The organism is Sanguibacter sp. HDW7 (genome assembly GCF_011300875.1).
Classification (GTDB): Bacteria; Actinomycetota; Actinomycetes; order Actinomycetales; family Cellulomonadaceae; genus Flavimobilis.
In genome coordinates this window covers 2,214,100-2,239,435 of the sequence record NZ_CP049862.1, presented here as the reverse complement: position 1 = coordinate 2,239,435, position 25,336 = coordinate 2,214,100, and the positions used below count along the sequence as shown (strand labels likewise).

Sequence of the window (25,336 nt, the reverse complement as noted above, 5' to 3'; positions counted from 1 at the left end):
GGTGCGTCAGGCGCGCGCCGCCCAGAGCAGCCCGCGCTCGATCATCGTGCGCACCTGGGGGACCGCGAGGTCGGCGAGGTGGTGCCCGGGTGCGCACACCACGATGCGGCCCGCGCCCCAGCGTCGCGTCCACACGGCGGGGTGCGTCGTCGGTCCGTCCCACGGGTCCTCGGGGCCGGCCTCGATCGTCGTCGTCGCGAGGACGTCGAGCAGCGGGTCGGTGAGGAGCCAGTAGCGCTCGGAGCGCAGCGTGAAGTCGTCGAGCCCCGCGACGACGGGGTGGTCGGCGCGCTCGGGAAGGAAGCGCACGGTGTGCTCGACGGAGTCGCCGGGGTGGGCGGCGAACTGGGCGCCCATGAGGTGGAGGTACTCGGCCGACATGCGGAAGGAGTCGACGACGCCGCCGTGCCAGCCGACGAGCCCCGTGCCTGCGGCGACGGCCGTGCGCAGGCCGTGGACCTCGTCGCCGAGGATCTCGCCCATGGTCCAGGACTGCAGGACGAGGTCGGTCGCGGCCATGAGGGCGTCGTCCGCGTAGACCTCGAGCGAGTCGGAGACGACGACCGTGAACCCGGAGTCCTCGAGGAACGGGATGAAGAGGTCGGTCGCCTCCTGCGGGGCGTGCCCGTCCCACCCTCCTCGGACGACGAGTGCCTGGCGTGCGGTCATCGGGGACTCTCCTCTGGCGGGCGCGGGAGCGGACGGCTGTGTCCTGCTCCGACCGTAGCGGTCGGGGGTGGGCTGGGCGAGCATCGCTACAGGACGAGCGTCTCGACCGCGGTGGCCGAGAGGACGGCCTCGGCGGCCATGGCACTTGCGCCGAGGACGCCGGCGCGGGCGCGGGTGCGTGACGTGACGATGCGCAGGTGCTGCGTCGCGAGCGGCAGGGAGCGTTGGTAGACGACCTCGCGGATGCCCGCGATGAGGTGCTCGCCGGCCTCGGCGAGGGCACCCCCGACGACGATCATCGAGGGGTTGAGCATGCTCACGCACGTCGCGAGGACGGCGCCGAGCTCTCGTCCGGCCTGGCGGACCTCGGCGCTCGCGGTCGTGTCGCCGGCGCGGACGAGGGCGACGACGTCGGCGGTCGTGCGGACGTCGCGGCCGGTGTCGCGGAGGCGGGTGACGAGGGCGCCGCCGCCGGCGACTGCCTCGAGGCAGCCGGTGTTGCCGCAGCGGCACACGACGTCGTGGCGGTCGGGGACGGCGACGTGGCCGAGGTCGCCTGCGGCGCCCTGGGCGCCGCGTCGGATGCCGCCGTCGGAGATGATGCCGGCGCCGATCCCGGTCGCGACCTTGACGAAGAGCAGGTGGTCGACGTCGGGCCAGGTGGTGGCGTGCTCGCCGAGCGCCATGATGTTGACGTCGTTGTCGACGAGGACGGGGGCGCCGAGGGCGCGACGGAGGACGCCGGGGACGTCGGCGTCGTCCCAGCCGGGCATGATCGGTGGGCTGATGGGGCGGCCGCTCGTGTGCTCGACGGGGCCGGGGAGTCCGACGCCGATGCTCACGAGGTCGGTGCGGGGCCGTCCGGAGTCGGCGATCATCTTCTCGGCGAGCTCGACGACGCGCGCGAGCACGGGGCCTGGGCCCTCGGCGATGTCGAGGTCCTCGGTGCGTTCGTCGAGGACGTGCGAGGCGAGGTCGGTGAGGGCGAGGCGGGCGTGGGTCGCGCCGAGGTCGACGGCGAGGATGAGGCGGGCGCCGGGGTTGAACGCGAAGGTGGCGGGCGGTCGGCCTCCGGTCGAGACGGCCTCGCCGGCGGGGGCGACGAGCCCGGAGGCGAGGAGGAGGTCGACGCGGGCGGCGATCGTCGAGCGGGCCTGGCCGGTCGTCTGGGCGAGGTCGGCGCGGGTGCGGGGCGTGCCGTCGCGGAGCAGCTGGAACATCTCCCCGGCGCCGCTGCCGCGGGGGGCGAACTTTGCGGAGTCCTCGACCATGCGCACAGTGAACCACGTCTGCTTCTGCAGGTCACGTTCTCATAACGCGCGTCATCATCTTTCATCTTTTGATTGACGGTCGACAGAAGTTTCCGTAGCGTCGTCGACATGGTCAACGACGACCCCCACCAGATCGACGACCCCGCTCCGTTCCTCCGGATGCGCGCTATCGTCAAGACGTTTCCCGGGGCCAGAGCGCTCGGCGGGGTGGACCTCGACGTCCGCCCCGGCGAGGTCCACTGCCTCCTCGGGCAGAACGGCGCCGGCAAGTCCACCCTCATCAAGGTGCTCGCCGGAGCCCACCAGCCCGACGAGGGCGAGATCGAGATCGACGGCGAGGTCGTCGCCCTCCCGAACCCGGTCGCCGCGCTCCGCCTCGGGGTCGCGACGATGTACCAGGAGCTCGACGTCGTCGACGGCCTCTCGGTCGCTGAGAACGTCTTCCTCGGCCACGAGCTCGCGAGCGCGGGCCTCACCCGTCGTGGCGAGCTCCGCACCCGGACCGCGGAGATCCTCGCGCGGCTCGGCCACCCCGAGATCCGCCCGGGCCGCGAGGTCGGGACGCTCTCGGCCGCCGGCAAGCAGGTCGTCTCGATGGCCCGGGCACTCTCGCGGGGTGCGCGCGTCATCGTCATGGACGAGCCCTCGGCGGTGCTCGACACGGAGGAGGTCGACAACCTCTTCCGCGTCGTCGCCGAGCTCACGGCCGCAGGCGTCGCAGTCGTGTACATCTCCCACCGCCTCGAGGAGATCCGGCGCATCGGTCACCGGATCACGGTCCTCAAGGACGGCCGCACCGTCGCGACAGGCCTCGAGGTCGCAGCGACGCCCACGAGGGAGCTCATCCGGCTCATGACGGGACGCGAGGTCGAGCGGGTCTTCCCCGACCGTCCGTCCGAGGTGCTCGAGGGGGCGCCCGTGCTCGAGGTCGCGGACCTCGCGCTCGCGGGGGTCTTCGAGGGCGTGGACCTCACGATCCGGCCGGGCGAGGTCGTCGGGCTCGCGGGCCTCGTCGGCTCGGGACGCTCCGAGATCCTCGAGACGATCTACGGAGCCCGCCGCGCGACGCGCGGCACGGTCCGCGTCGACGGCCAGCCGTTGCGGCGCGGCTCGGTGCGACGCGCGGTCGCCGCCGGCATCGGCCTGTGCCCCGAGGAGCGCAAGTCCCAGGGGCTCCTGCTCGACGAGCCCGTCTACCGCAACATCACGCTGTCGACCTTCACCCGCACGTCGCGTGCGGGGTTCCTCGACGAGCGTGCCGAGCGCCGCGAGGCGCGCGCGCAGATCGCCGACCTCGACCTGCGTCCGGCCGACCCCGAGCGCGACGCCCGCACGCTTTCGGGCGGCAACCAGCAGAAGATCCTCCTCGGACGGTGGCTGCTCCACGGCTGCCGTGTCCTCCTGCTCGACGAGCCGACGCGTGGCGTCGACGTCGGGGCGAGGGCCGAGATCTACGCGCTCGTGCGCCGACTGACGGCGCAGGGCACGGCCGTCCTCGTCGTCTCGAGCGAGATCGAGGAGGTGCTCGGCCTGGCCGACCGCGTCCTCGTCATCGCCGAGGGCCGGGTCGTCCACACCGGCCCTGCGGCAGAGATCGACGAGCACCGTGTGCTCGACCTCGTCATGGAAGGAAGTGCAGCGTGAGCTCCTCGACCTCGTCCCCCGCCGCGCCCGCAGGGGCGCCGGCACCGGTCGCCTCGAAGCGGCGCAGCCTGCTCTCTGGCGCGGCCGGACGTAACGCCGGCCTCGTCGTGGCGCTCGTGCTGCTGAGCGTCGTCGGCCTCGTCACGGCCGATGAACGCTTCGCGTCGGTGAGCAACTTCCTCACGGTGCTGAGCCTCGCGTCGGTGATCGGCGTCCTGAGCGTCGGCATGACCTTCGTCATCACGACCGGCGGGATCGACCTGTCGATCGGCGCGGTCATGGGGCTCGCGTCGGTCTGGGCGACGACGCTCGCGACGCAGCAGATGGCTCTCGACGTCCACTGGTCGGTCATGGTCCTCACGGCGCTCGCCGTCGGCCTCGTCGCAGGCCTCGTCAACGGCGCGCTCGTCGCGTACGGCAAGGTCGTCGCGTTCATCGCGACGCTCGCGATGATGGCGGCGGCGCGCGGTCTCGCCGAGATGATCTCGAACCGCCAGACGCAGCGGGTCAAGGTCAAGCCGTTTCTCGACCTCTTCGGCGGCTCGGTGCTCGGTGTGCCGGTGCTCGTGTGGATCTTCGCGCTCGTCGCGGTCGCGGGCTGGATCCTCCTCAACCGCACGACGTTCGGCCGCCGCACCGTCGCGGTCGGCGGCAACCCGGAGGCCGCACGTCTCGCCGGCATCGACGTGCGCCGACACACGATGTACGTCTATGGGCTCGCGGGCCTCACGGCCGGCATCGGCGCGGTGATGATGCTCGTCCGGACGACGGCAGGCACCTCGACGCACGGCTCGATGTACGAGCTCGACGCGATCGCCGCGGTCGTCGTCGGCGGCACGCTCCTCATCGGTGGTCGCGGCACGATCGTCGGCACCGTCCTGGGCGTCCTCATCTTCACGACGCTCACGAACGTCTTCACCCTCAACAACCTCTCGACGTCGGCCCAGGCCGTCGCGAAGGGCGTCATCATCGTCGCCGCCGTGCTGCTCCAGCAGCACCTCGCGCGGCGGTCCCGCTCGACCTCCTGACCCGGCTGCCGGTCCCGGCGCCGCGGGCGCCGTGGCCGACGGCCGCAGCTCGACCCTCCAGGTATCACCTCCATCCGTACCGACCCCCACCCATCGCGAACCAAGGAGACTGTCATGCCCGCACCATCGATGCTGCGCCGCCGCCTGACCCTCACGCTCGGCACGGCCGCTGCTCTGACGCTCGCCCTCACGGCGTGCACCTCGAACGAGGCCCCGAAGGACCCGACGTCGGCTCCCGGCGGCAGCGTGTCCGCTCCCGCGCCGGCCCCCGGCGGCAACGACGAGCCCGGCAAGAAGATCACGATCGGCTTCTCGGGCCCCGCGGCCGACCACGGCTGGCTCGGCGCGATCAACAAGGCTGCGATCGCGGAGGCGGGTCGCTACCCGGACGTCGACCTCAAGGTCTCGGAGGGCACGAACGACGCCAACCTCCAGATCTCCCAGGTGGAGACGTTCATCAACGACAAGGTCGACGCGATCGTCCTTCTGCCGACGGACGGCGCCGCACTCACGGACGTCGCGATCAAGGCGATGGAGGCGGGCATCCCGGTCATCAACGTCGACCGTGAGTTCTCCTCGACCTTCGCGGCGCGCGTCACCGTGCTCGGCGACAACTACGGCATGGGCGTCTCGGCCGGCACGTACATCTGCGAGCGCCTGGGCGACAAGCCCGACTCGGTGATCGCCGAGATCGCGGGGATCGACTCGCTGCCTCTCACGCAGGACCGGACGAAGGGCTTCAACGACGCGCTCGCGGGCTGTGGTCTCAAGGTCTCCAACCGTGTCGCGGCGGACTTCACGATCCAGGGTGGTCAGGCGGTGACGTCGCAGCTGCTCCAGGCGGCGCAGAAGATCGACGCGATCTGGAACCACGACGACGACCAGGGCATCGGTGTCCTCGCGGCGATCGAGACGGCCAAGCGCGACGAGTTCTTCATGGTCGGCGGCGCCGGCTCGAAGGACGTCATGGAGCTCATCAAGAGCGGCGACTCGGTCATGGAGGCGACGGTCATCTACCCGTCGACGCAGGCCGCGGACGGCATCCGCCTGGCGCGGCTCGTCGCGCAGGGCCGGATCATGGGTGACCTCGTCTCGGGCACGATCCCGCGCAAGGTGCAGCTGTACGCGCCCGTCGTCACGAAGGACAACGTCGACGACTTCATCGGTGCGGCCTTCGAGTCCTGACCTTCGTCGGGCGGGCGCCTGGGCGCCCGCCCGACACTGTCCGAGAGGAGGACACGCATGAGCGGGACGGATCGACCCCGGCTGGGGGTCGGGATGGTCGGCTATGCCTTCATGGGTGCGGCGCACTCGCAGGCCTGGCGCAACGCGCCGCGGTTCTTCGACCTGCCGCGCTCGATCGACATGGCTGTCCTGGGCGGCCGCAACGGTGCCGCGGTCTCGGCGGCTGCGGAGCGTCTCGGCTGGCGGAGCACGGAGACGGACTGGCGTGCGCTCGTCGAGCGGGACGACGTCGACCTCGTCGACGTGTGCACGCCGGGTGACACGCACGAGGAGATCGCGGTCGCGGCGCTCGCGGCGGGCAAGCACGTCCTGTGCGAGAAGCCTCTCGCGAACACGCTCGCGGAGGCGGAGCGCATGGCGGAGGCTGCGCGAGCGGCGCAGGAGCGCGGCCAGATCGCGATGGTCGGCTTCACCTACCGGCGGGTGCCGGCGGTCCAGCTGGCGAGGCAGCTCGTCGAGGAGGGCCGGATCGGCCGGGTGCGGCACGTGCGTGCGCAGTACTTGCAGGATTGGATCGCGGACCCGGAGGCGCCGCTGTCGTGGCGGCTCGACCGGGAGAAGGCCGGCTCGGGCGCGCTCGGCGACATCGGCGCGCACGTCGTCGACCTCGCGCAGTTCGTCACGGGGGAGTGGCTCACGGGTGTCTCGGGCCTGCTCGAGACGTTCGTCCACGAGCGTCCGGTCGCGGACGCGCACGCGGGCCTCCGGGGGGAGGCCGGCGTGGGTCGCGGCCCTGTGACGGTCGACGACGCCGCGGTGTTCTACGGCCGGCTCACGGGAGGCGGTCTCGCGACGTTCGAGGCGACGCGCTTCGCGTGGGGCCGCAAGAACGCGATCCGGCTGGAGATCAACGGTGAGAACGGCTCGCTCGCGTTCGACTTCGAGGACATGAACGTCCTGCACGTCTATGACGCGACCGAGCCGGCCCGCACGGCGGGCTTCCGACGCATCGTGGTCACCGAGCCCGAGCATCCCTTCGTGGGCGGCTGGTGGCCTGCGGGCCATGGGCTCGGCTACGAGCACGGCTTCACGCACCAGGTGGTAGATCTCGTCGAGGCGGTCGCGTCGGGCACGTCCCCGCGCCCGACGTTCGACGACGGTCTGCAGGTCCAGCGGGTGCTCGACGCTGTCGAGCGCTCGAGCCTGGCCGACAACGTCTGGGTCCCGCTCCCGGGACCCCGCCGCGCGCAGCCCGCCGCGGCCCGAGAGTGAGGAGAGCTGCTGTGGCACGACCGATCACGCTGTTCACCGGCCAATGGGCCGACCTGCCGCTCGAGGAGGTGGCGCGTCTCGCCTCCGGCTGGGGGTACGACGGTCTCGAACTTGCCTGCTGGGGCGATCACCTCGACCCGTGGCGGGTCGACGAGCCCGACTACGTCGAGGGGCGCCTCGAGATCCTCGAGCGGCACAACCTCAAGGTGTGGACGATCTCGAACCACCTCAAGGGCCAGGCGGTGTGCGACGACCCGATCGACGAGCGTCACCGCGACATGCTGCCGGACGTCGTGTGGGGCGACGGTGACGCGGAGGGCGTGCGGCAGCGCGCCGCGGAGGAGATGCGTCTGACGGCGCGTCTGGCGCGCAAGCTCGGCGTCGACACCGTCGTCGGCTTCACGGGCTCGTCGATCTGGAAGTACGTGGCGATGTTCCCGCCGGCGTCGCAGTCGATGATCGACGCGGGCTACGAGGACTTCGCGCGCAGGTGGAACCCGATCCTCGACGTGTTCGACGGCGAGGGCGTGCGGTTCGCGCACGAGGTCCATCCGAGCGAGATCGCGTACGACTACTGGACGACGCATGCGGCGCTCGACGCGATCGACCACCGTGAGGCGTTCGGCCTCAACTGGGACCCGTCGCACATGGTGTGGCAGGACATCGATCCGGTGAGCTTCCTCTGGGACTTCCGCGAGCGGATCTACCACGTCGACTGCAAGGACACGAAGAAGCGCATGACGAACGGCCGCAACGGCCGGCTCGGTTCGCACCTGCCGTGGGCGGACCCGCGTCGAGGCTGGGACTTCGTCTCGACTGGGCACGGCGACGTGCCGTGGGAGGACGCGTTCCGCATGCTCACGACGATCGGCTACCAGGGGCCGATCTCGGTGGAGTGGGAGGACGCAGGCATGGACCGCCTCGTCGGGGCGCCGGAGGCGCTCGAGTTCGTGCGTCGCACGGCGTTCGACGCGCCGACGGCGGCGTTCGACGCTGCGTTCAGCGTGCGCTGAGCTGCTGAGCGTCGCGCCCTCGGGCGCGACGCGGAGCGTGGGTCCCGCGCTGGGGCCCGGGCGCTGACTGACGGGCGCGGCACCTCCGGGGGAGGGGGTCGCGCCCGTCCTCTGCGGGTGCTCAACCTGCCCGATGACCTCTCGGCCGCAGGATCATGCCGATTTGGCGTCGGTGCCGGGGCACGTGTAATGTTCTTCGAGCCAGCCCGGCAGGGCGAAGGAACGGGATGAAGATCCCGGGCCGAACCGCCGAGGCTCAGCCACCCACCTTCACCGGCTCCCGGAACTCCGGGTCATTCGGTGCGCGTGGAGGGCGCGGGTACTTCCGCAGCTCGAACACGGTCGGACAGACCGAGTTTGACACGGGGAAGCGAACGGGGTAAGTTTGAACGGTTGCCTCCGAGCAGGACCCGCAAGGGAAGAGCGAGGATGCGCGTCTGTTCCTTGAGAACTCAACAGTGTGCTTGATAGTCAATGCCAAATAACTCTCGTGCGAGAGGGATGCCGGCCGCTACATGGCGACCCGGTGCCTGATCGTTGAGATTCCTTTGGAATGGACCGACATGAGTCGGTCATTGCCAGTTTATTTGAACCTTCGGGTTCGCTTCGTATGGTTGTTAGTCCTTCGGGGCTGGCGCTAGACATTTACGGAGAGTTTGATCCTGGCTCAGGACGAACGCTGGCGGCGTGCTTAACACATGCAAGTCGAACGGTGACGGTGGAGCTTGCTCCGCCTGATCAGTGGCGAACGGGTGAGTAACACGTGAGTAACCTGCCCCTCACTTCGGGATAACCTCGGGAAATCGTGGCTAATACCGGATATGAGACCTGGCTGCATGGCCGGGTCTGGAAAGATTTATCGGTGGGGGATGGACTCGCGGCCTATCAGCTTGTTGGTGAGGTAACGGCTCACCAAGGCGACGACGGGTAGCCGGCCTGAGAGGGCGACCGGCCACACTGGGACTGAGATACGGCCCAGACTCCTACGGGAGGCAGCAGTGGGGAATATTGCACAATGGGCGAAAGCCTGATGCAGCGACGCCGCGTGAGGGATGAAGGCCTTCGGGTTGTAAACCTCTTTCAGCAGGGAAGAAGCGAAAGTGACGGTACCTGCAGAAGAAGCGCCGGCTAACTACGTGCCAGCAGCCGCGGTAATACGTAGGGCGCAAGCGTTGTCCGGAATTATTGGGCGTAAAGAGCTCGTAGGCGGTTTGTCGCGTCTGGTGTGAAAACCCAAGGCTCAACCTTGGGCTTGCATCGGGTACGGGCAGACTAGAGTGCGGTAGGGGTGACTGGAATTCCTGGTGTAGCGGTGGAATGCGCAGATATCAGGAGGAACACCGATGGCGAAGGCAGGTCACTGGGCCGCAACTGACGCTGAGGAGCGAAAGCATGGGTAGCGAACAGGATTAGATACCCTGGTAGTCCATGCCGTAAACGTTGGGCACTAGGTGTGGGGCTCATTCCACGAGTTCCGTGCCGCAGCAAACGCATTAAGTGCCCCGCCTGGGGAGTACGGCCGCAAGGCTAAAACTCAAAGGAATTGACGGGGGCCCGCACAAGCGGCGGAGCATGCGGATTAATTCGATGCAACGCGAAGAACCTTACCAAGGCTTGACATACACCGGAATCATGCAGAGATGTGTGCGTCTTCGGACTGGTGTACAGGTGGTGCATGGTTGTCGTCAGCTCGTGTCGTGAGATGTTGGGTTAAGTCCCGCAACGAGCGCAACCCTCGTCCTATGTTGCCAGCGCGTTATGGCGGGGACTCATAGGAGACTGCCGGGGTCAACTCGGAGGAAGGTGGGGATGACGTCAAATCATCATGCCCCTTATGTCTTGGGCTTCACGCATGCTACAATGGCCGGTACAGAGGGCTGCGAAACCGCGAGGTGGAGCGAATCCCAAAAAGCCGGTCTCAGTTCGGATTGGGGTCTGCAACTCGACCCCATGAAGTCGGAGTCGCTAGTAATCGCAGATCAGCAACGCTGCGGTGAATACGTTCCCGGGCCTTGTACACACCGCCCGTCAAGTCACGAAAGTCGGTAACACCCGAAGCCGGTGGCCCAACCCTTGGGAGGGAGCCGTCGAAGGTGGGATTGGCGATTGGGACTAAGTCGTAACAAGGTAGCCGTACCGGAAGGTGCGGCTGGATCACCTCCTTTCTAAGGAGCCACAACCCGTCCAGCCCTTGGCTGGTGATCGGGTCAGTGCCACGCTCGAGCCGTACGTGCTCGAGGTGGACGCTCATGGGTGGAACATTGACTCTCGCCTCCCCGCATAGGGGGTGGGCGCTGCTAGTACGCTCCAGCTTCGGTTGGGGAAGGAACGCGGTGGCTACCTCGGTGGGGTGGATCAGGCACGCTGTTGGGTCCTGAGGGAACAGGCCCACACCCTTTCGGGGTGTGTGGAGGTACCTCTCGGACCGCGCCGGCCGGCGAACCCCAGCCCCACTCCTTGTGAGTTCGGGCTGGAGGCGCCAGGCATGGGTGCGCGGGGCCGGTGGTTGCTTGAGAACTGCACAGTGGACGCGAGCATCTTTGTAATTCAAAGATCTTTATCTTTGGTATCTGCAATAGCTGTTGTTCAAGTTTCTAAGAGCACATGGTGGATGCCTTGGCACTAGGAGCCGATGAAGGACGTCGTAGCCTGCGATAAGCCTCGGGGAGTTGGCAAACGAACCGTGATCCGAGGATGTCCGAATGGGGAAACCCACCTGGAGTCATGTCCAGGTACCCTCACCTGAATATATAGGGTGAGCGGAGGGAACGCCGGGAAGTGAAACATCTCAGTACCGGCAGGAAGAGATATTCCGTGAGTAGTGGCGAGCGAAAGCGGATGAGGCCAAACCGTACGCGTGTCAAAGCCGGCAGGCGTTGCGCGTACGGGGTTGTGGGACCCTTCAGGATCAGCTGCCGCTGGTCCAGGGAGTCAGAAAGTCGCGTCATAGTCGAAGGATCTGGAGAGGTCCGGCACAGAGGGTGAGACCCCCGTAGACGAAATGGCGTGACCTCCCGAGGGTGTTCCCAAGTAGCACGGGGCCCGAGAAATCCCGTGTGAATCCGTCGAGACCACTCGATAAGCCTAAATACTACCTAGTGACCGATAGCGGACCAGTACCGTGAGGGAAAGGTGAAAAGTACCCCGGGAGGGGAGTGAAATAGTACCTGAAACCGTGTGCTTACAAACCGTGGGAGCCTCCCTAGCAGGGGTGACCGCGTGCCTTTTGAAGAATGAGCCTGCGAGTTAGTGCTCAGTGGCGAGGTTAACCCGTGTGGGGAAGCCGTAGCGAAAGCGAGTCCGAATAGGGCGATCATAGTCGCTGGGTCTAGACCCGAAGCGGAGTGATCTACCCATGGCCAGGTTGAAGCGCGGGTAAGACCGCGTGGAGGACCGAACCCACCTAGGTTGAAAACTGGGGGGATGAGCTGTGGGTAGGGGTGAAAGGCCAATCAAACTCCGTGATAGCTGGTTCTCCCCGAAATGCATTTAGGTGCAGCGTCACGCGTTCCTTGCCGGAGGTAGAGCTACTGGATGGCCGATGGGCCTCACCAGGTTACTGACGTCAGCCAAACTCCGAATGCCGGTAAGCCAGAGCGTGGCAGTGAGACTGCGGGGGATAAGCTCCGTAGTCGAGAGGGAAACAGCCCAGACCACCAGCTAAGGCCCCTAAGCGTGTGCTAAGTGGGAAAGGATGTGGAGTTGCACAGACAACCAGGAGGTTGGCTTAGAAGCAGCCACCCTTGAAAGAGTGCGTAATAGCTCACTGGTCAAGTGATTCCGCGCCGACAATGTAGCGGGGCTCAAGTACACCGCCGAAGCTGTGGCATTCACACTTTCGCTAGGCCTTCGTGGTCCAGGCGTGTGGATGGGTAGGGGAGCGTCGTGTGGGCATTGAAGCTGCGGGGGAACCCAGTGGTGGAGCCTACACGAGTGAGAATGCAGGCATGAGTAGCGAATGACGGGTGAGAATCCCGTCCGCCGAATGACCAAGGGTTCCAGGGCCAGGTTCATCCTCCCTGGGTTAGTCGGGACCTAAGGCGAGGCCGACAGGCGTAGTCGATGGACAACGGGTTGATATTCCCGTACCGGCGAAGAGCCGCCCAGATCGAATCCGGTGATGCTAAGCGCCCGAGCCGGCACCATGTTCCCTTCGGGGGACCGGTGCTCCGGTGAGGCCGCGAACCGATCCGGTAGTAGGTCAGCGCGAGGGGTGACGCAGGAAGGTAGTCGAAGCACGGCGATGGTAGACCGTGTCCAAGGCTGTAGGGCGAACGGTAGGCAAATCCGCCGTTCATGTGCCTGAGAGCTGACGGGGACCGTTAAGGGAAGTCGATGATCCTATGCTGCCTAGAAAAACCTCGGCGCGAGGCTCCAGCCGCCCGTACCCTAAACCGACTCAGGTGGTCAGGTAGAGAATACTAAGGCGACGAGAGAATCGTGGTTAAGGAACTCGGCAAAATGCCCCCGTAACTTCGGGAGAAGGGGGGCCTGAGGCGTGAACCTGCTTGCCAGGGGAGCGTTTGAGGGCCGCAGAGACCAGGGGGAAGCGACTGTTTACTAAAAACACAGGTCCGTGCGAAGTCGCAAGACGATGTATACGGACTGACGCCTGCCCGGTGCTGGAAGGTTAAGAGGACCGGTTAGCTCTCTTGAGCGAAGCTGAGAATTTAAGCCCCAGTAAACGGCGGTGGTAACTATAACCATCCTAAGGTAGCGAAATTCCTTGTCGGGTAAGTTCCGACCTGCACGAATGGCGTAACGACTTCCCCGCTGTCTCAACCGCGAACTCGGCGAAATTGCAGTACGAGTAAAGATGCTCGTTACGCGCAGCAGGACGGAAAGACCCCGGGACCTTTACTATAGCTTGGTATTGGTGTTCGGTGCGGCTTGTGTAGGATAGGTGGGAGACTGTGAAGCCGGCACGCCAGTGTCGGTGGAGTCATCGTTGAAATACCACTCTGGTCGCTCTGGATACCTAACCTCGGTCCGTGATCCGGATCAGGGACAGTGCCTGGTGGGTAGTTTAACTGGGGCGGTTGCCTCCTAAAATGTAACGGAGGCGCTCAAAGGTTCCCTCAGCCTGGTTGGCAATCAGGTGTCGAGTGCAAGTGCACAAGGGAGCTTGACTGTGAGACTGACAGGTCGAGCAGGGACGAAAGTCGGAACTAGTGATCCGGCGGTGGCTTGTGGAAGCGCCGTCGCTCAACGGATAAAAGGTACCCCGGGGATAACAGGCTGATCTTGCCCAAGAGTCCATATCGACGGCATGGTTTGGCACCTCGATGTCGGCTCGTCGCATCCTGGGGCTGGAGTAGGTCCCAAGGGTTGGGCTGTTCGCCCATTAATGCGGTACGCGAGCTGGGTTTAGAACGTCGTGAGACAGTTCGGTCCCTATCCGCTGCGCGCGTTGGAAATTTGAGAAGACCTGTCCCTAGTACGAGAGGACCGGGACGGACTAACCTCTGGTGTGCCAGTTGTTCCGCCAGGAGCACGGCTGGTTGGCTACGTTGGGAAGGGATAACCGCTGAAAGCATCTAAGCGGGAAGCCTGCTTCGAGATGAGATTTCCGTGCCCCTTTGAGGGTGAGAGGCTCCCAGTAGACCACTGGGTGGATAGGCCGGATGTGGAAGCGAGGACGAAAGACTCGTGGAGCTGACCGGTACTAATAGCCGATGACTTGATACAACAGTTTTTATGCTACGCGTCCACTGTGCGGTTCCCGGGTCATCACCGGTGTGTTGATAACCCCATAGAGTTTCGGCAGTCATAGCGTGAGGGAAACGCCCGGTCCCATTCCGAACCCGGAAGCTAAGCCTCATAGCGCCGATGGTACTGCCCTGGTGACGGGGTGGGAGAGTAGGACGCTGCCGGACATTCATTCGCGAAGGCCCACCCCGTTTCGGGGTGGGCCTTCTGCGTTCCCCGGGGTGGATCCGTTCCGGCCTCGCGCCGGAAAAGGTTCACCAGGGGATGATGCGGATCCACCATTGCGCACGACAAAGGCCCACCCCGTGCAGGGGAGGGCCTTCGCCGTGGCGGGAAGGTCAGCTCACGCCTTCTCGTTCAGCGGTGGACCGAAGATGGACGCGAGAGCATTGCTCAACGAGCGGCCGCGGAACCGCGGACGACGCAGGAGCGGTTGTTCTCCCAGCCCCAGCCGTCGCCGTCGGGGTCGCTCGACCCGCTCGCGCAGTACGGGTAGCCGTTCGGAGCCGTCGCGCCGCTGCTCGATCCGGTGTCCGGAGCCGACCCGCGCACCACGCAGGAGCGGTTGTTCTCCCAGCCCCACCCGTCGCCGTCCGGGTCGCTCGACCCGCTCGTGCAGTAGGGGTAGCCGTTCGGGGCGATGCCGCCCGTCTCGGTCGGAGGGTTCGTCGGATCGACGGTCCCGCCTGAGTAGACGGAGGCGACCTTGGGTGCGCGCGCCTTGAGGCCGTCGGTGCCGTTGATGAAGCGCTGTCCCCACGAGGTGAGGCGGCCGGCGTCGAAGTTGTTCGCCATGTCGAGGTACTCGACCCCGCTGCCGTTGCCGGACCACGACCAACCGAGCATGCCGACGCCGGTGGTCCGCGTGTACCGCATGATCGTCGCCTCGTCGGGGTTGCCGTCCGAGTGCGCGTCGCCGAACTCGCCGACCATGAGCGCCAGGCCCCGGCTGCGGAAGGAGTCGATGTACGACGTGACCTCTGCGGCCGTGTCGTAGACGCCGTACATGTGGATCGAGAAGACGGTGTTGCCGTCAGCGGTGGCGACGCGGGGCGCGTCGGCCTTCATGGTGCCGGACCAGTCCTGGCCCCAGTTCGGGGCGTCGACGACGATCGTGTGCCGCAGGCCGGCATGACGCAGCGTGCTGATCGCTGAGATCGTGTCGGAGGCCCAGGACTGGTAGCCGCTGTTGCCGAACGGCTCGTTGCCGATGTTGATCATCACGTAGGCCTCCTGGCCCACGAGCGCGCTGCGGACCTGCGTCCAGAACTGCGCGGCCTGCGCGAGCGAGCGTGCGGATCCGTCCTCGCCGTACCCCGTCGTGTCGTGGTTCTCGAGGATGCACACGAGCTGGTTGGCGCGGCAGCGGGCGACGACGTCAGCGACGTCGGAGACCGTGCTGGGTGTGTAGCGGCCGCCCGAGAGCACGACGCGCACCGTGTTGGCGCCGGCGGCGCGGATATCCGCGAACGAGCCCGTCTGCGACGGGTACCAGGCGTGGGCGTGGTTGATGCCCTGCGGCACGAACTCGACGCCGCGGGCGTCGTAGATCCGTCCGCCCGAGACGCTGAAGCCGTCGGTCGCGGCCACGGCGCTCTGCGTCGCCGGCAGCAGAGCGACCGCGAGCGTCGCCGCGCCCAGCAGCGCGGCGACGCGGGTGAGGAGCCTTCTCATGGGGGAGTGTCCCTTCGTCGGCGGCGGGCGTCGTCGCCCGCCGGCGGGTGCGCAGCCCCGCTGGGGCGACGCATCGCGAGCAACGGTGCCCGCGACAGGACTAGTGAAGCGCTTAAGTGACGAGTGTGCGACCGGAACGGGCGCAGCGGGCGGACTCGCCTCCGGAGTGTCCGCCGCAGCACCTAGACTGGTCCCATGTCCTCCATCTCACGCGACGAGGTGTCGCGCGTCGCCGCTCTGGCACGCATCGACCTCACCCCCGACCAAGTGGACCGGTTCGCCGCCGACCTCGACGTCATCGTCGATGCGATCGCTCAGGTGAGCGAGGTCGCGACCGCCGACGTCCCCGCGACGAGCCACCCGCTCCCGCTCACGAACGTCATGCGCGCCGACGAGCCCGTCGCGCCGCTCACCCAGGACCAGGCGCTCTCGGGCGCACCGGCGCAGGAGGACGGCCGCTTCCTCGTCCCGCAGATCCTCGGGGAGGAGTGACCATGGACCTCACACGACTTAGCGCAGCCGCGCTCTCCGAGAAGCTCACTGCGGGGGAGGTGACCTCGGTCGAGGTCACGCAGGCCCACCTCGACCGCATCGACGCGGTCGACGGTGCCGTCCACGCGTTCCTCCACGTCTCCGACGACGTCGCGCTCGCGACCGCTGCGGACGTCGACGCGCGCCGCGCAGCCGGCCAGACCCTCCACCCCCTCGCGGGCGTGCCGATCGCCGTCAAGGACGTCGTCGTCACCGAGGGCATGCCGACGACCGCCGGCTCGGAGATCCTCGAGGGCTGGGTGCCGCCGTACGACGCGACGCTCGTCGAGCGCCTCAAGGCCGCGGGCCTGCCGATCCTCGGCAAGACGAACATGGACGAGTTCGCCATGGGCTCCTCGACGGAGCACTCGGCGTACGGCAACACGCACAACCCCTGGGACCTCGAGCGGATCCCCGGCGGCTCGGGCGGCGGCTCCGCCGCGGCCGTCGCCGCGTTCGAGGCCCCGCTCGCGATCGGCACCGACACGGGCGGCTCGATCCGCCAGCCCGGCGCCGTCACCGGCACAGTCGGCGTCAAGCCGACGTACGGATCGGTCTCCCGCTACGGGCTCATCGCCATGGCGTCCTCGCTCGACCAGGCGGGCCCCGTCACGCGCACGGTCCTCGACTCGGCGCTGCTCCACGAGCTCATCGGCGGCCACGACGTCCGCGACTCGACCTCGATCGCCGAGCCGCTGCCTCCGCTCGTCGAGGCCGCTCGCCAGGGCGCTCTCGGCGACCTCACGGGTGTGCGCGTCGGTGTCGTCACCGAGCTCTCGGGGGACGGCTACCAGGCCGGCGTCTCGGCACGCTTCGCGGAGTCGCTCGAGCTCCTCGAGAAGGCCGGCGCGACGATCGTCGAGGTGTCGTGCCCCAACTTCCGGTACGCGCTCGGTGCGTACTACCTCATCATGCCGTCCGAGGCGTCCTCGAACCTCGCGAAGTTCGACGGCATGCGCTTCGGCCTGCGCGTCGAGCCCTCCGAGGGCCCCGTCACCGCCGAGCGCGTCATGTCCGCGACCCGCGGCGCCGGCTTCGGCGACGAGGTCAAGCGCCGCATCATCCTCGGCACGTACGCGCTCTCCGCGGGCTACTACGACGCCTACTACGGCAGCGCGCAGAAGGTCCGCACGCTCATCCAGCGTGACTTCGAGGCCGCGTTCACGCAGGTCGACGTCCTCGTCTCGCCCACGGCTCCCACGACGGCGTTCAAGCTCGGCGAGAAGCTAGACGACCCGCTCGCGATGTACCTCAACGACATCGCCACCATCCCGGCCAACCTCGCGGGCGTGCCCGGCATCTCGGTGCCGAACGGCCTGTCCGACGACGGCCTGCCGGTCGGCTTCCAGATCCTCGCCCCCGCGAAGGCCGACGACCGGCTCTACCGCGTCGGCGCCGCCCTGGAGGCAGCCCTCGAGAACGTGTGGGGCGCGCCGCTGCTCGCGCAGGCCCCGGAACTGGAGATCGCACGATGAGCGCCACCTTCGTCGACCTCGTCGACTACGACGAGGCGATCCGCCGCTACGACCCGGTCCTCGGCATCGAGGTCCACGTCGAGCTCGGCACGCGCACCAAGATGTTCTGCGCGGCCGAGGTCGAGTTCGGCGGCGAGCCCAACACGCAGACGACTCCCGTCTCGCTCGGCCTGCCCGGCGCGCTCCCGGTCGTCAACGCGACGGCCGTCGAGTACGCGATCCGCATCGGCCTCGCGCTCAACTGCTCGATCGCCGAGTCCTGCCGCTTCGCGCGGAAGAACTACTTCTACCCGGACGTCCCGAAGAACTTCCAGACGTCGCAGTACGACGAGCCCATCGCGTTCGACGGGTACCTCGACGTCGAGCTCGAGGACGGCACGATCTTCCGCGTCGACATCGAGCGCGCGCACATGGAGGAGGACGCCGGCAAGAACACGCACGTCGGCGGCTCCACCGGCCGCATCCACGGCGCCGAGTACTCGCTCGTCGACTACAACCGCGCCGGCATCCCGCTCGTCGAGATCGTCACGCGCCCCATCGAGGGTGCGGGTGAGCGCGCCCCGGAGGTCGCGCGCGCCTACGTCCAGACGCTGCGTGACATCTTCCGTGCGCTCGACGTCTCCGAGGCACGCATGGAGCGTGGCAACGTCCGCGCCGACGTCAACCTCTCGCTGCGCCCGACTCCCGAGAGCCCCCTCGGCACGCGCACCGAGACGAAGAACGTCAACTCGTTCCGCTCGATCGAGCGCGCCGTGCGCTACGAGGTCTCGCGCCAGGCCGCCGTGCTCGACGCGGGTGACAAGGTCATCCAGGAGACGCGCCACTGGCACGAGGACACGTCGATCACGACGTCGGGCCGCGTGAAGTCCGACGCCGAGGACTACCGCTACTTCCCCGAGCCCGACCTCGTCCCCGTCGCGCCGTCGCGCGAGTGGGTCGAGGAGATCCGTGCGGCGCTCCCCGAGATGCCGGCGGCCCGTCGCCGTCGTCTCCAGGACGCGTGGGGATACGCCGATGCCGAGATGCGCGACGTCGTCAACGCGGGTGCGCTCGACCTCATCGAGGCGACCGTCGCCGCCGGCACGTCGGCCGCGGCCGCGCGCAAGTGGTGGATGGGCGAGCTCGCGCGCCGCGCGAAGACCGACGAGGTCGAGCTCGACGCGCTGCCGATCACGCCCGCGGGCGTCGTCGAGCTGCAGACGCTCGTCGACTCGGGCCGCATCAACGACAAGATCGCGCGCCAGGTCCTCGAGTCCATGCTCGCGGGCGAGGGCACCGCCGAAGAGATCGTCACGACCAAGGGCCTCGAGGTCGTCTCCGACGACGGCCCGCTGCTCGCGGCGATCGACGAGGTGCTCGCGGCCCAGCCCGACATCGTCGAGAAGATCAAGGGCGGCAACCTCGGCCCGATCGGCGCGATCATCGGTGGCGTCATGAAGGCCACGCGCGGGCAGGCCGACGCCGGCCGCGTGCGCGAGCTCATCATGGAGAGGATCGGCTGACATGGTCCGCGGACCCCAGCTGCTGGGCGAGCTCGCGCGTCTGCGCCCCTTCGTGGACGCAGACGTCGAGCGAGCCTGGGACCTCGTCCAGGACCCCGAGGGCATGCGCCTGACGGGAACGAGCGCCTCGTTCACGCGCGAGCAGATCGCCGCGTGGGTGCACGACGTCCAGGAGCGGCCCGGTCGCTACGACTGGGCGATCACGAGCGCCGTCCAGCGTGACGGCGAGCTCGTGAGCGACGAGATGTTCGGCGAGATCGTCCTCAACGAGCTCGACGAGGACGCGCGGTCCGCGAACCTGAGGCTCAACCTCCTGCCGAACTACCGGGGGCGCGGCTACGGGCGCGAGGCCATCGGCCTCGTGCTCGGCTACGCGTTCGCGGCCGACGGGCTCGCGCTGCACCGCGTCTCGCTCGACGTTCTCGACATCAACCCGCGCGCGCAGATGCTCTACGAGTCGATCGGCTTCACGGTCGAGGGACGCCTGCGCGAGGTCTACCGCGACGGCGACCGCTGGGCGGACGCCATCATGATGAGCATCCTCGAGCACGAGTGGGAGCCCGACGGCGACATCGTCTGACGGACCTGCAGCACGCCCGCACGGCGCCGCACCCCACGGGGTGCGGCGCCGTCGTCGTTCTCGGGCCTGTGGTGCTGAGCCAGTGGTGTTGAGCCCGTCCTGCTGGATCGCGACGTGCCGATACTCGCAGCGCCGAGACCCGTCCTGCTGGGAACTACCGCGCCCTGCGCCGCGCGGCGCCTCGCGGCCTGGGTGGACGACCGCTGGTGGGGGAGCCGCCGCGGTGGTTGGCTGGAGGCATGGAACCTCTCGAGATCGAACGCGTCGAGCAGGCGGTCGCCGGGACCGGCTGGGAGGTCGTCGACGGCCAGCTCGTCATCAGGTACGCGACCGGGAGCTTCGTCGCGGGCGTGCGCCTCGTCGAGCTCGTCGCGGGCGCGGCCGAGGCCGCGAATCACCACCCCGACGTCACGCTCACGTACCCGTGGGTCGAGCTGCGGCTCCTCACGCACGAGGTCGACGCGCTGACGAGCGCGGACGTCGACCTGGCGCTCGAGCTCGCGGAGGTCGTCCGGGAGCACGGCGTCGAGGTCGCGTCCTAGCACGGACCCGGCCGGACGCGTTGGGCAGGTCGTCGGACGACCACGCTGCGGACGCGTGCGACCTGCACCGCTGCGGGAGACGTACGGTGGTGCGGCGGCGCTCGCCGCATCGTTCGCGTCGAAGGAGCACCACCGACATGAGCCGCCCACTGCGCTCCCGCACGTCCACCCACGGCCGCAACATGTCCGGGGCCCGCGCCCTGTGGCGCGCGACCGGCATGGGGTCGGAGGACTTCGGGAAGCCGATCATCGCGATCGCGAACTCCTACACGCAGTTCGTCCCGGGTCACGTCCACCTCAAGGACATGGGCGACCTCGTCGCCTCCGCGATCCGCGAGGCCGGCGGCGTGTCCAAGGAGTTCAACACGATCGCGGTCGACGACGGCATCGCGATGGGCCACGGCGGCATGCTCTACTCGCTGCCGAGCCGCGACCTCATCGCCGACTCCGTCGAGTACATGGTCAACGCGCACTGCGCCGACGCGATCGTCTGCATCTCCAACTGCGACAAGATCACGCCCGGCATGCTCAACGCCGCGCTGCGCCTCAACATCCCGGTGATCTTCGTCTCCGGTGGGCCCATGGAGGCCGGCAAGGCGGTCGTCGCCGACGGCGTCGCGAAGACGCACCTCAACCTCGTCAACGCGATCAACTACGCGGCCGACGACAACGTCTCGGACGAGGCCCTCGCCAAGGTCGAGGAGTCGGCGTGCCCGACGTGCGGCTCGTGCTCGGGCATGTTCACGGCCAACTCGATGAACTGCCTCACGGAGGCCCTCGGCCTCTCGCTGCCCGGCAACGGCTCGACGCTCGCGACGCACACGGCCCGCAAGGAGCTCTTCCTCGAGGCCGGCCGCACGATCGTCGACCTCGCCCGCCGCTACTACGAGGACGAGGACGACTCGGCGGCTCCGCGCTCGATCGCGACGAAGGCTGCGTTCGCCAACGCGATGACGCTCGACGTCGCGATGGGCGGCTCGACGAACACGGTCCTGCACATCCTCGCCGCCGCGCAGGAGGCCGAGCTCGACTTCACGCTCACCGACATCGAGACGATCTCGCGTCGCGTGCCGTGCCTGTCGAAGGTTGCGCCCAACCACCCGAACTACCACATGGAGGACGTCCACCGCGCGGGTGGCATCCCCGCTCTCCTCGGCGAGCTCGACCGTGCGGGCCTGCTCGACCACGACGTCACGAGCGTCCACACGCCGACGCTGCGCGCGTGGCTCGACGACTGGGACATCCGCGGCGGCAAGGCCACCGACACCGCGAAGGACCTCTTCCTCGCGGCGCCCGGCGGCGTGCGCACGACGCAGGCCTTCTCGACGTCGAACGTCTGGGAGTCCCTCGACACCGACGCGGCGAACGGCTGCATCCGCGACCTCGAGCACGCGTACACGGTCGAGGGCGGTCTCGCGGTGCTCCGCGGCAACCTTGCCGAGGACGGCGCGGTCTTCAAGACCGCCGGCGTCGACCCGGACGTCTTCCACTTCGTCGGGACCGCGCTCGTCGTCGAGTCCCAGGACGAGGCCGTCGAGAAGATCCTCTCGAAGGAGGTCCTGCTGGGCCACGTCCTCGTCGTGCGCTACGAGGGCCCCGCGGGCGGCCCCGGCATGCAGGAGATGCTCTACCCGACGTCGTTCATCAAGGGCCGTGGGCTCGGCAAGAGCGTCGCGCTCATCACCGACGGACGCTTCTCGGGCGGCTCCTCGGGCATCTCGATCGGTCACGTCTCGCCCGAGGCCGCGGCCGGTGGCGTCATCGGGCTCGTCGAGAACGGTGACCGCATCGAGATCGACGTCGACACGCGTCGAGTCCACCTCGACGTTCCCGACGACGTCCTCGCGGAGCGTCGCGCCAAGATGGAGGCCTCGGAGAACCCGTGGCAGCCGGTCGCCCGCGACCGCTACGTCTCCCCGGCGCTGCGCGCGTACGCCGCGATGGCGACGTCCGCGGACCGCGGTGCCGTGCGCGACGTCTCGCTCATCGCGCGCCGTTGACCGCGCCGACCGGCTGACTGTTCCGACGGGCCCGCTCCTCCGCACGGGGGAGCGGGCCCGTCGGCGTCCGCGCAGGTGTGGCCCAGGTCACTGCCCCGGGGTGATACTCGGGTATGGATGCCTCTGAGATCGACGTCAAGCCACGTTCGCGCCAGGTGACCGACGGGCTCGAGGCCACGGCCTCGCGCGGGATGCTCCGTGCCGTCGGCATGGGGGACGACGACTGGGTCAAGCCGCAGATCGGCGTCGCGAGCTCGTGGAACGAGATCACGCCGTGCAACCTCTCGCTCCAGCGGCTCGGCGCCGCCGTGAAGAACGGCGTCCATGCTGCCGGCGGCTACCCGCTCGAGTTCGGCACGATCTCCGTGTCCGACGGCATCTCGATGGGCCACGAGGGCATGCACTACTCGCTCGTCTCGCGCGACGTCATCGCGGACTCCGTCGAGACGGTGATGATGGCCGAGCGGCTCGACGGCTCGGTCCTGCTCGCCGGGTGCGACAAGTCGCTCCCGGGCATGCTCATGGCGGCGGCGCGGCTCGACCTCGCGGCGGTGTTCCTCTATGCGGGCTCGATCATGCCGGGCTGGGTGAAGCTCTCCGACGGCACCGAGAAGGACGTCACGCTCATCGACGCGTTCGAGGCCGTCGGCGCGTGCTCGCGCGGGCTCATGAGCGTCGAGGACGTCGACCGCATCGAACGTGCGATCTGCCCCGGCGAGGGCGCGTGCGGCGGCATGTACACCGCGAACACCATGGCGTCGGTCGCCGAGGCCATGGGGATGTCGCTGCCGGGCTCCGCAGCGCCGCCGTCCGCCGACCGCCGGCGCGACCACTTCGCCCAGCGCTCGGGGGAGGCCGTCGTCGGACTCCTGCGCCGGGGCATCACGGCGCGCGACATCATGACGAAGGACGCGCTCGAGAACGCGATCGCCGTCGTCATGGCGTTCGGCGGCTCGACGAACGCGGTCCTCCACCTCCTGGCGATCGCGCACGAGGCCGAGGTCGACCTCACGCTCGACGACTTCCGGCGCGTCGCCGCGCGCGTGCCGCACCTCGGCGACCTCAAGCCCTTCGGCCGCTACGTCATGGCCGACGTCGACCGGGTCGGCGGCGTCCCCGTCGTCATGAAGGCCCTGCTCGACGCGGGGCTGCTCCACGGCGACTGCCTCACCGTCACCGGCCGCACCGTCGCGGAGAACCTCGCCGACATCGACCCGCCCGACCCCGACGGGAAGATCCTGCGCGCCCTCGACCGGCCGATCCACCGCACGGGTGGCATCACGATCCTCTCGGGCTCCCTGGCGCCCGACGGCGCGGTCGTGAAGTCGGCCGGCTTCGACTCCGACGTCTTCGAGGGCACCGCACGCGTCTTCGAGCGCGAGCGCGCCGCGATGGATGCCCTCGAGGACGGCACGATCGTCGCGGGCGACGTCGTCGTCATCCGCTACGAGGGCCCCAAGGGCGGTCCCGGCATGCGCGAGATGCTCGCGATCACCGGCGCGATCAAGGGAGCCGGGCTCGGCAAGGACGTCCTCCTGCTCACGGACGGCAGGTTCTCCGGCGGGACGACGGGCCTGTGCGTCGGGCACGTCGCGCCCGAGGCCGTCGACGGCGGGCCCGTCGCGTTCGTGCGCGACGGCGACAGGGTGCGGCTCGACGTCGCGGCCGGGACGCTCGACCTGCTCGTCGACGCGAGCGAGCTCGAGGCGCGCCGCGAGGGCTGGGCGCCGCTGCCGCCGCGCTTCACGAAGGGCGTGCTCGGGCGCTACCAGAAGCTCGTGGGCTCGGCGTCGCAGGGCGCGGTCCTCAGCTGACACCTCGCGACTCGTAGGCCTCCAGCACCATCGAACGGTGCTGGGGACCTACGAGTCGGGTTCGGGTGGTGACTGGTAGGGCTGGGGCACCATCGAACGGTGTTGGGGACCTACGAGTCGGGTTCGGGTGGTGACTGGTAGGGCTCGGGCACCATCGAACGGTGCTGGGTGCCCCCGAGTCGGCGGGGTCAGCGCGCCCGGCGGACCTCGAGCGTCCGATAGGTCGGGACGAGGACGCGAGGCTGCGCGCGGCGCCGCACGATCTCGAGCGGGCCGTCCTCGAAGAGGGTGCGGAGCAGGTGCTCGAGCTCGGCGCGTGCGAGCGCCGCGCCGAGGCACAGGTGACGCCCCGCGCCGAACCACAGCTGGCGGTTCTCCGCGACGTAGGGGCGGTCGATGCGGAACGGGCCGGGAGCGGTGTTGGCGCTCCACACGAGCATCATCACGCGCTCGCCCGCGCGCAGCGTGCGGCCCGCGACCTCGACGTCCGCGGCGACGCCCCGTCCGATGACCGACGCGGGGCTCGTGACGCGCAGGCCCTCGCGCACGACGTCCTCCCACGGGTCCTCGCCGCGCGCGAGCGCCGCGAGGAGCCGCGTCTGCTCGCCGGTGTCGACGAGCAGCGCGGTCGTGCGTGCCATCGCGCTCGCGGACGTCTCGGTGCCCGCGACCATGAGGAGGCTCGCGATGCCCGTCGTCTCCTCGAGGCTGAGCCCGAGCTCGCGGCAGCGGCCGAGCAGCAGGTGGGACGGCGCGTGCGCCCAGCCGTCGGGCACGCCTGAGGTGAGCTCGGCGACGATGCTGCGCGCGGCCGCGACCTGGTCGGGGGACAGGTGCGTCGAGGAGCCCGTGCCGAGCGCGACCGACGCGAGCCGCTCACCCGTGCGGAACGTCTCGAGCGCCTCGGCGTCCGTCGGCCACGGCGCCTCCGACGTGCGCCCTGCGGGCGGCACGATGCCGAGGATCGTCGTCATCATGCGGCCGACGAGCGTGCGCGTCAGCGGGCCGACGTCGAGGGTTCCGCCCGAGGCGAGCGTCGCCCGGGCAGCGGCGAACGACGGGCCCCACGCGTCGTCGACGATCTCCGTCGCCGTCGCCTTCGTGAAGAGGTCGCGGGCGCGCGTGCGCAGGTCGTGGTGGCCGGGCCCGTCGAAGAGCTCGAACACCCAGTCGCCGAGGATCTGGCCCCACAGGTGTCCGACGCCGCCCTCGTCGAGGATCGTGAAGGAGCGGCCGTCCTTGAGGATCTCGCGGCTCACGACGGGGTCCGATGTCACCCAGCCGAGGCCTGGGACCTTGGCGAGCGGACGGCGCAGCGCGCGCCCGCCGAGGAGGACCGCGGCCATCGCGGGACGCGCGCGTGTGAGGAGCGCCAGCTCGGAACGTGTCGTCACCCGCGAGAGTCTGCCGGACGGCAGGGATCTCGA

16 protein-coding genes and 3 rRNA genes are annotated in these 25,336 nt (G+C 68.6%); 15 read left to right on the top strand and 4 right to left on the bottom strand.

What is annotated here, in order from left to right; genetic code table 11:
• Positions 1 to 6: 6 nt before the first annotated feature.
• Both G7063_RS10275 and G7063_RS10270 read right to left on the bottom strand, forming a co-directional pair.
• Positions 7 to 669, bottom strand: coding sequence for a ThuA domain-containing protein (locus G7063_RS10275; protein ID WP_166414306.1), 663 nt, complete (start codon positions 667 to 669; stop codon positions 7 to 9).
• A gap of 86 nt (positions 670 to 755) precedes the next feature.
• Positions 756 to 1,940 carry an ROK family transcriptional regulator gene (locus G7063_RS10270; RefSeq protein ID WP_240916035.1) on the bottom strand — a complete coding sequence of 395 codons (1,185 nt, stop codon included), beginning with the start codon at positions 1,938 to 1,940 and terminating at the stop codon, positions 756 to 758.
• A 108-nt stretch (positions 1,941 to 2,048) separates the two neighbouring features.
• On the opposite strand from G7063_RS10270, the gene G7063_RS10265 reads away from it, so the two are divergent.
• The 8 genes from G7063_RS10265 to rrf all read left to right on the top strand — a co-directional run bounded on the left by G7063_RS10265 (position 2,049) and on the right by rrf (position 13,958).
• Positions 2,049 to 3,584, top strand: coding sequence for a sugar ABC transporter ATP-binding protein (locus G7063_RS10265; protein ID WP_206188138.1), 1,536 nt, complete (start codon positions 2,049 to 2,051; stop codon positions 3,582 to 3,584).
• The gene (locus G7063_RS10260) at positions 3,581 to 4,612 is read left to right on the top strand and encodes an ABC transporter permease (RefSeq protein ID WP_166414305.1); all 1,032 of its coding nucleotides are present in this window, start codon (positions 3,581 to 3,583) and stop codon (positions 4,610 to 4,612) included. Before G7063_RS10265 ends, G7063_RS10260 begins: the two co-directional genes overlap by 4 nt.
• 114 nt (positions 4,613 to 4,726) lie before the next feature.
• Entirely contained in the window at positions 4,727 to 5,797 is a 1,071-nt protein-coding gene (locus G7063_RS10255) for a substrate-binding domain-containing protein (RefSeq protein WP_166414304.1), read from the top strand.
• 57 nt (positions 5,798 to 5,854) lie between these two features.
• Positions 5,855 to 7,069: a Gfo/Idh/MocA family protein gene (locus tag G7063_RS10250; RefSeq protein ID WP_166414303.1), complete on the top strand. Its 1,215-nt coding sequence runs from the start codon at positions 5,855 to 5,857 to the stop codon at positions 7,067 to 7,069.
• Between the two features lie 11 nt (positions 7,070 to 7,080).
• A complete protein-coding gene (locus G7063_RS10245; protein ID WP_166414302.1) occupies positions 7,081 to 8,082 on the top strand; it encodes a sugar phosphate isomerase/epimerase in 1,002 nt (333 codons plus the stop codon).
• 644 nt (positions 8,083 to 8,726) lie between these two features.
• Positions 8,727 to 10,247 (top strand): 16S ribosomal RNA (locus G7063_RS10240).
• A gap of 419 nt (positions 10,248 to 10,666) precedes the next feature.
• Positions 10,667 to 13,770: ribosomal RNA gene (locus tag G7063_RS10235) — 23S ribosomal RNA — on the top strand.
• Positions 13,771 to 13,841: 71 nt separating this feature from the next.
• Positions 13,842 to 13,958, top strand: a 5S ribosomal RNA gene (rrf, locus tag G7063_RS10230).
• Together the 16S, 23S and 5S rRNA genes form the textbook arrangement of a ribosomal RNA operon.
• A gap of 226 nt (positions 13,959 to 14,184) precedes the next feature.
• Here rrf and G7063_RS10225 read toward each other — a convergent pair.
• Positions 14,185 to 15,465 (bottom strand): cellulase family glycosylhydrolase, encoded by a 1,281-nt coding sequence (locus G7063_RS10225; RefSeq protein WP_166414301.1) that lies wholly within the window; start codon positions 15,463 to 15,465, stop codon positions 14,185 to 14,187.
• A gap of 195 nt (positions 15,466 to 15,660) precedes the next feature.
• On the opposite strand from G7063_RS10225, the gene gatC reads away from it, so the two are divergent.
• The 7 genes from gatC (at position 15,661) to ilvD (G7063_RS10190) (ending at position 23,909) form a co-directional block, all read left to right on the top strand.
• On the top strand, positions 15,661 to 15,957 hold the full coding sequence (gatC, locus tag G7063_RS10220) for an Asp-tRNA(Asn)/Glu-tRNA(Gln) amidotransferase subunit GatC (protein ID WP_166414300.1): 297 nt from the start codon (positions 15,661 to 15,663) through the stop codon (positions 15,955 to 15,957).
• Between the two features lie 2 nt (positions 15,958 to 15,959).
• The gene (gene gatA, locus G7063_RS10215; protein WP_166414299.1) at positions 15,960 to 17,471 is read left to right on the top strand and encodes an Asp-tRNA(Asn)/Glu-tRNA(Gln) amidotransferase subunit GatA; all 1,512 of its coding nucleotides are present in this window, start codon (positions 15,960 to 15,962) and stop codon (positions 17,469 to 17,471) included.
• Positions 17,468 to 18,973, top strand: a complete 1,506-nt coding sequence (gene gatB / locus G7063_RS10210; RefSeq protein WP_166414298.1) for an Asp-tRNA(Asn)/Glu-tRNA(Gln) amidotransferase subunit GatB — start codon at positions 17,468 to 17,470, stop codon at positions 18,971 to 18,973. Before gatA ends, gatB begins: the two co-directional genes overlap by 4 nt.
• A gap of 1 nt (position 18,974) precedes the next feature.
• A complete protein-coding gene (locus G7063_RS10205; protein WP_166414297.1) occupies positions 18,975 to 19,553 on the top strand; it encodes a GNAT family N-acetyltransferase in 579 nt (192 codons plus the stop codon).
• 239 nt (positions 19,554 to 19,792) lie between these two features.
• A complete protein-coding gene (locus tag G7063_RS10200) occupies positions 19,793 to 20,095 on the top strand; it encodes a 4a-hydroxytetrahydrobiopterin dehydratase (RefSeq protein WP_166414296.1) in 303 nt (100 codons plus the stop codon).
• 137 nt (positions 20,096 to 20,232) lie between these two features.
• Positions 20,233 to 22,095, top strand: coding sequence for a dihydroxy-acid dehydratase (gene ilvD / locus G7063_RS10195; RefSeq protein WP_166414295.1), 1,863 nt, complete (start codon positions 20,233 to 20,235; stop codon positions 22,093 to 22,095).
• A gap of 113 nt (positions 22,096 to 22,208) precedes the next feature.
• Complete coding sequence (gene ilvD / locus G7063_RS10190; protein ID WP_166414294.1) at positions 22,209 to 23,909, top strand: dihydroxy-acid dehydratase; 1,701 nt, start codon at positions 22,209 to 22,211, stop codon at positions 23,907 to 23,909.
• A 188-nt stretch (positions 23,910 to 24,097) separates the two neighbouring features.
• Here the strand turns inward: ilvD (G7063_RS10190) and G7063_RS10185 are convergent, their stop codons facing one another.
• Positions 24,098 to 25,303: a cytochrome P450 gene (locus G7063_RS10185; protein ID WP_240916034.1), complete on the bottom strand. Its 1,206-nt coding sequence runs from the start codon at positions 25,301 to 25,303 to the stop codon at positions 24,098 to 24,100.
• Between the last annotated feature and the right edge of the window lie 33 nt (positions 25,304 to 25,336).

What these genes read in the sequence shown, in the direction of transcription:
- G7063_RS10250 (WP_166414303.1), top strand. Translation starts at nt 5,855, where the DNA reads ATGAGCGGGACGGATCGACCCCGGCTGGGGGTCGGGATGGTCGGCTAT.
- gatB (WP_166414298.1), top strand. Translation starts at nt 17,468, where the DNA reads ATGAGCGCCACCTTCGTCGACCTCGTCGACTACGACGAGGCGATCCGC.
- ilvD (WP_166414294.1), top strand. Translation starts at nt 22,209, where the DNA reads ATGGATGCCTCTGAGATCGACGTCAAGCCACGTTCGCGCCAGGTGACC.
- G7063_RS10275 (WP_166414306.1), bottom strand. Translation starts at nt 669, where the DNA reads ATGACCGCACGCCAGGCACTCGTCGTCCGAGGAGGGTGGGACGGGCAC.
- G7063_RS10255 (WP_166414304.1), top strand. Translation starts at nt 4,727, where the DNA reads ATGCCCGCACCATCGATGCTGCGCCGCCGCCTGACCCTCACGCTCGGC.
- ilvD (WP_166414295.1), top strand. Translation starts at nt 20,233, where the DNA reads ATGAGCCGCCCACTGCGCTCCCGCACGTCCACCCACGGCCGCAACATG.
- G7063_RS10270 (WP_240916035.1), bottom strand. Translation starts at nt 1,940, where the DNA reads ATGGTCGAGGACTCCGCAAAGTTCGCCCCCCGCGGCAGCGGCGCCGGG.
- G7063_RS10205 (WP_166414297.1), top strand. Translation starts at nt 18,975, where the DNA reads ATGGTCCGCGGACCCCAGCTGCTGGGCGAGCTCGCGCGTCTGCGCCCC.
- gatA (WP_166414299.1), top strand. Translation starts at nt 15,960, where the DNA reads ATGGACCTCACACGACTTAGCGCAGCCGCGCTCTCCGAGAAGCTCACT.
- G7063_RS10265 (WP_206188138.1), top strand. Translation starts at nt 2,049, where the DNA reads ATGGTCAACGACGACCCCCACCAGATCGACGACCCCGCTCCGTTCCTC.
- G7063_RS10225 (WP_166414301.1), bottom strand. Translation starts at nt 15,465, where the DNA reads ATGAGAAGGCTCCTCACCCGCGTCGCCGCGCTGCTGGGCGCGGCGACG.
- gatC (WP_166414300.1), top strand. Translation starts at nt 15,661, where the DNA reads ATGTCCTCCATCTCACGCGACGAGGTGTCGCGCGTCGCCGCTCTGGCA.
- G7063_RS10200 (WP_166414296.1), top strand. Translation starts at nt 19,793, where the DNA reads ATGGAACCTCTCGAGATCGAACGCGTCGAGCAGGCGGTCGCCGGGACC.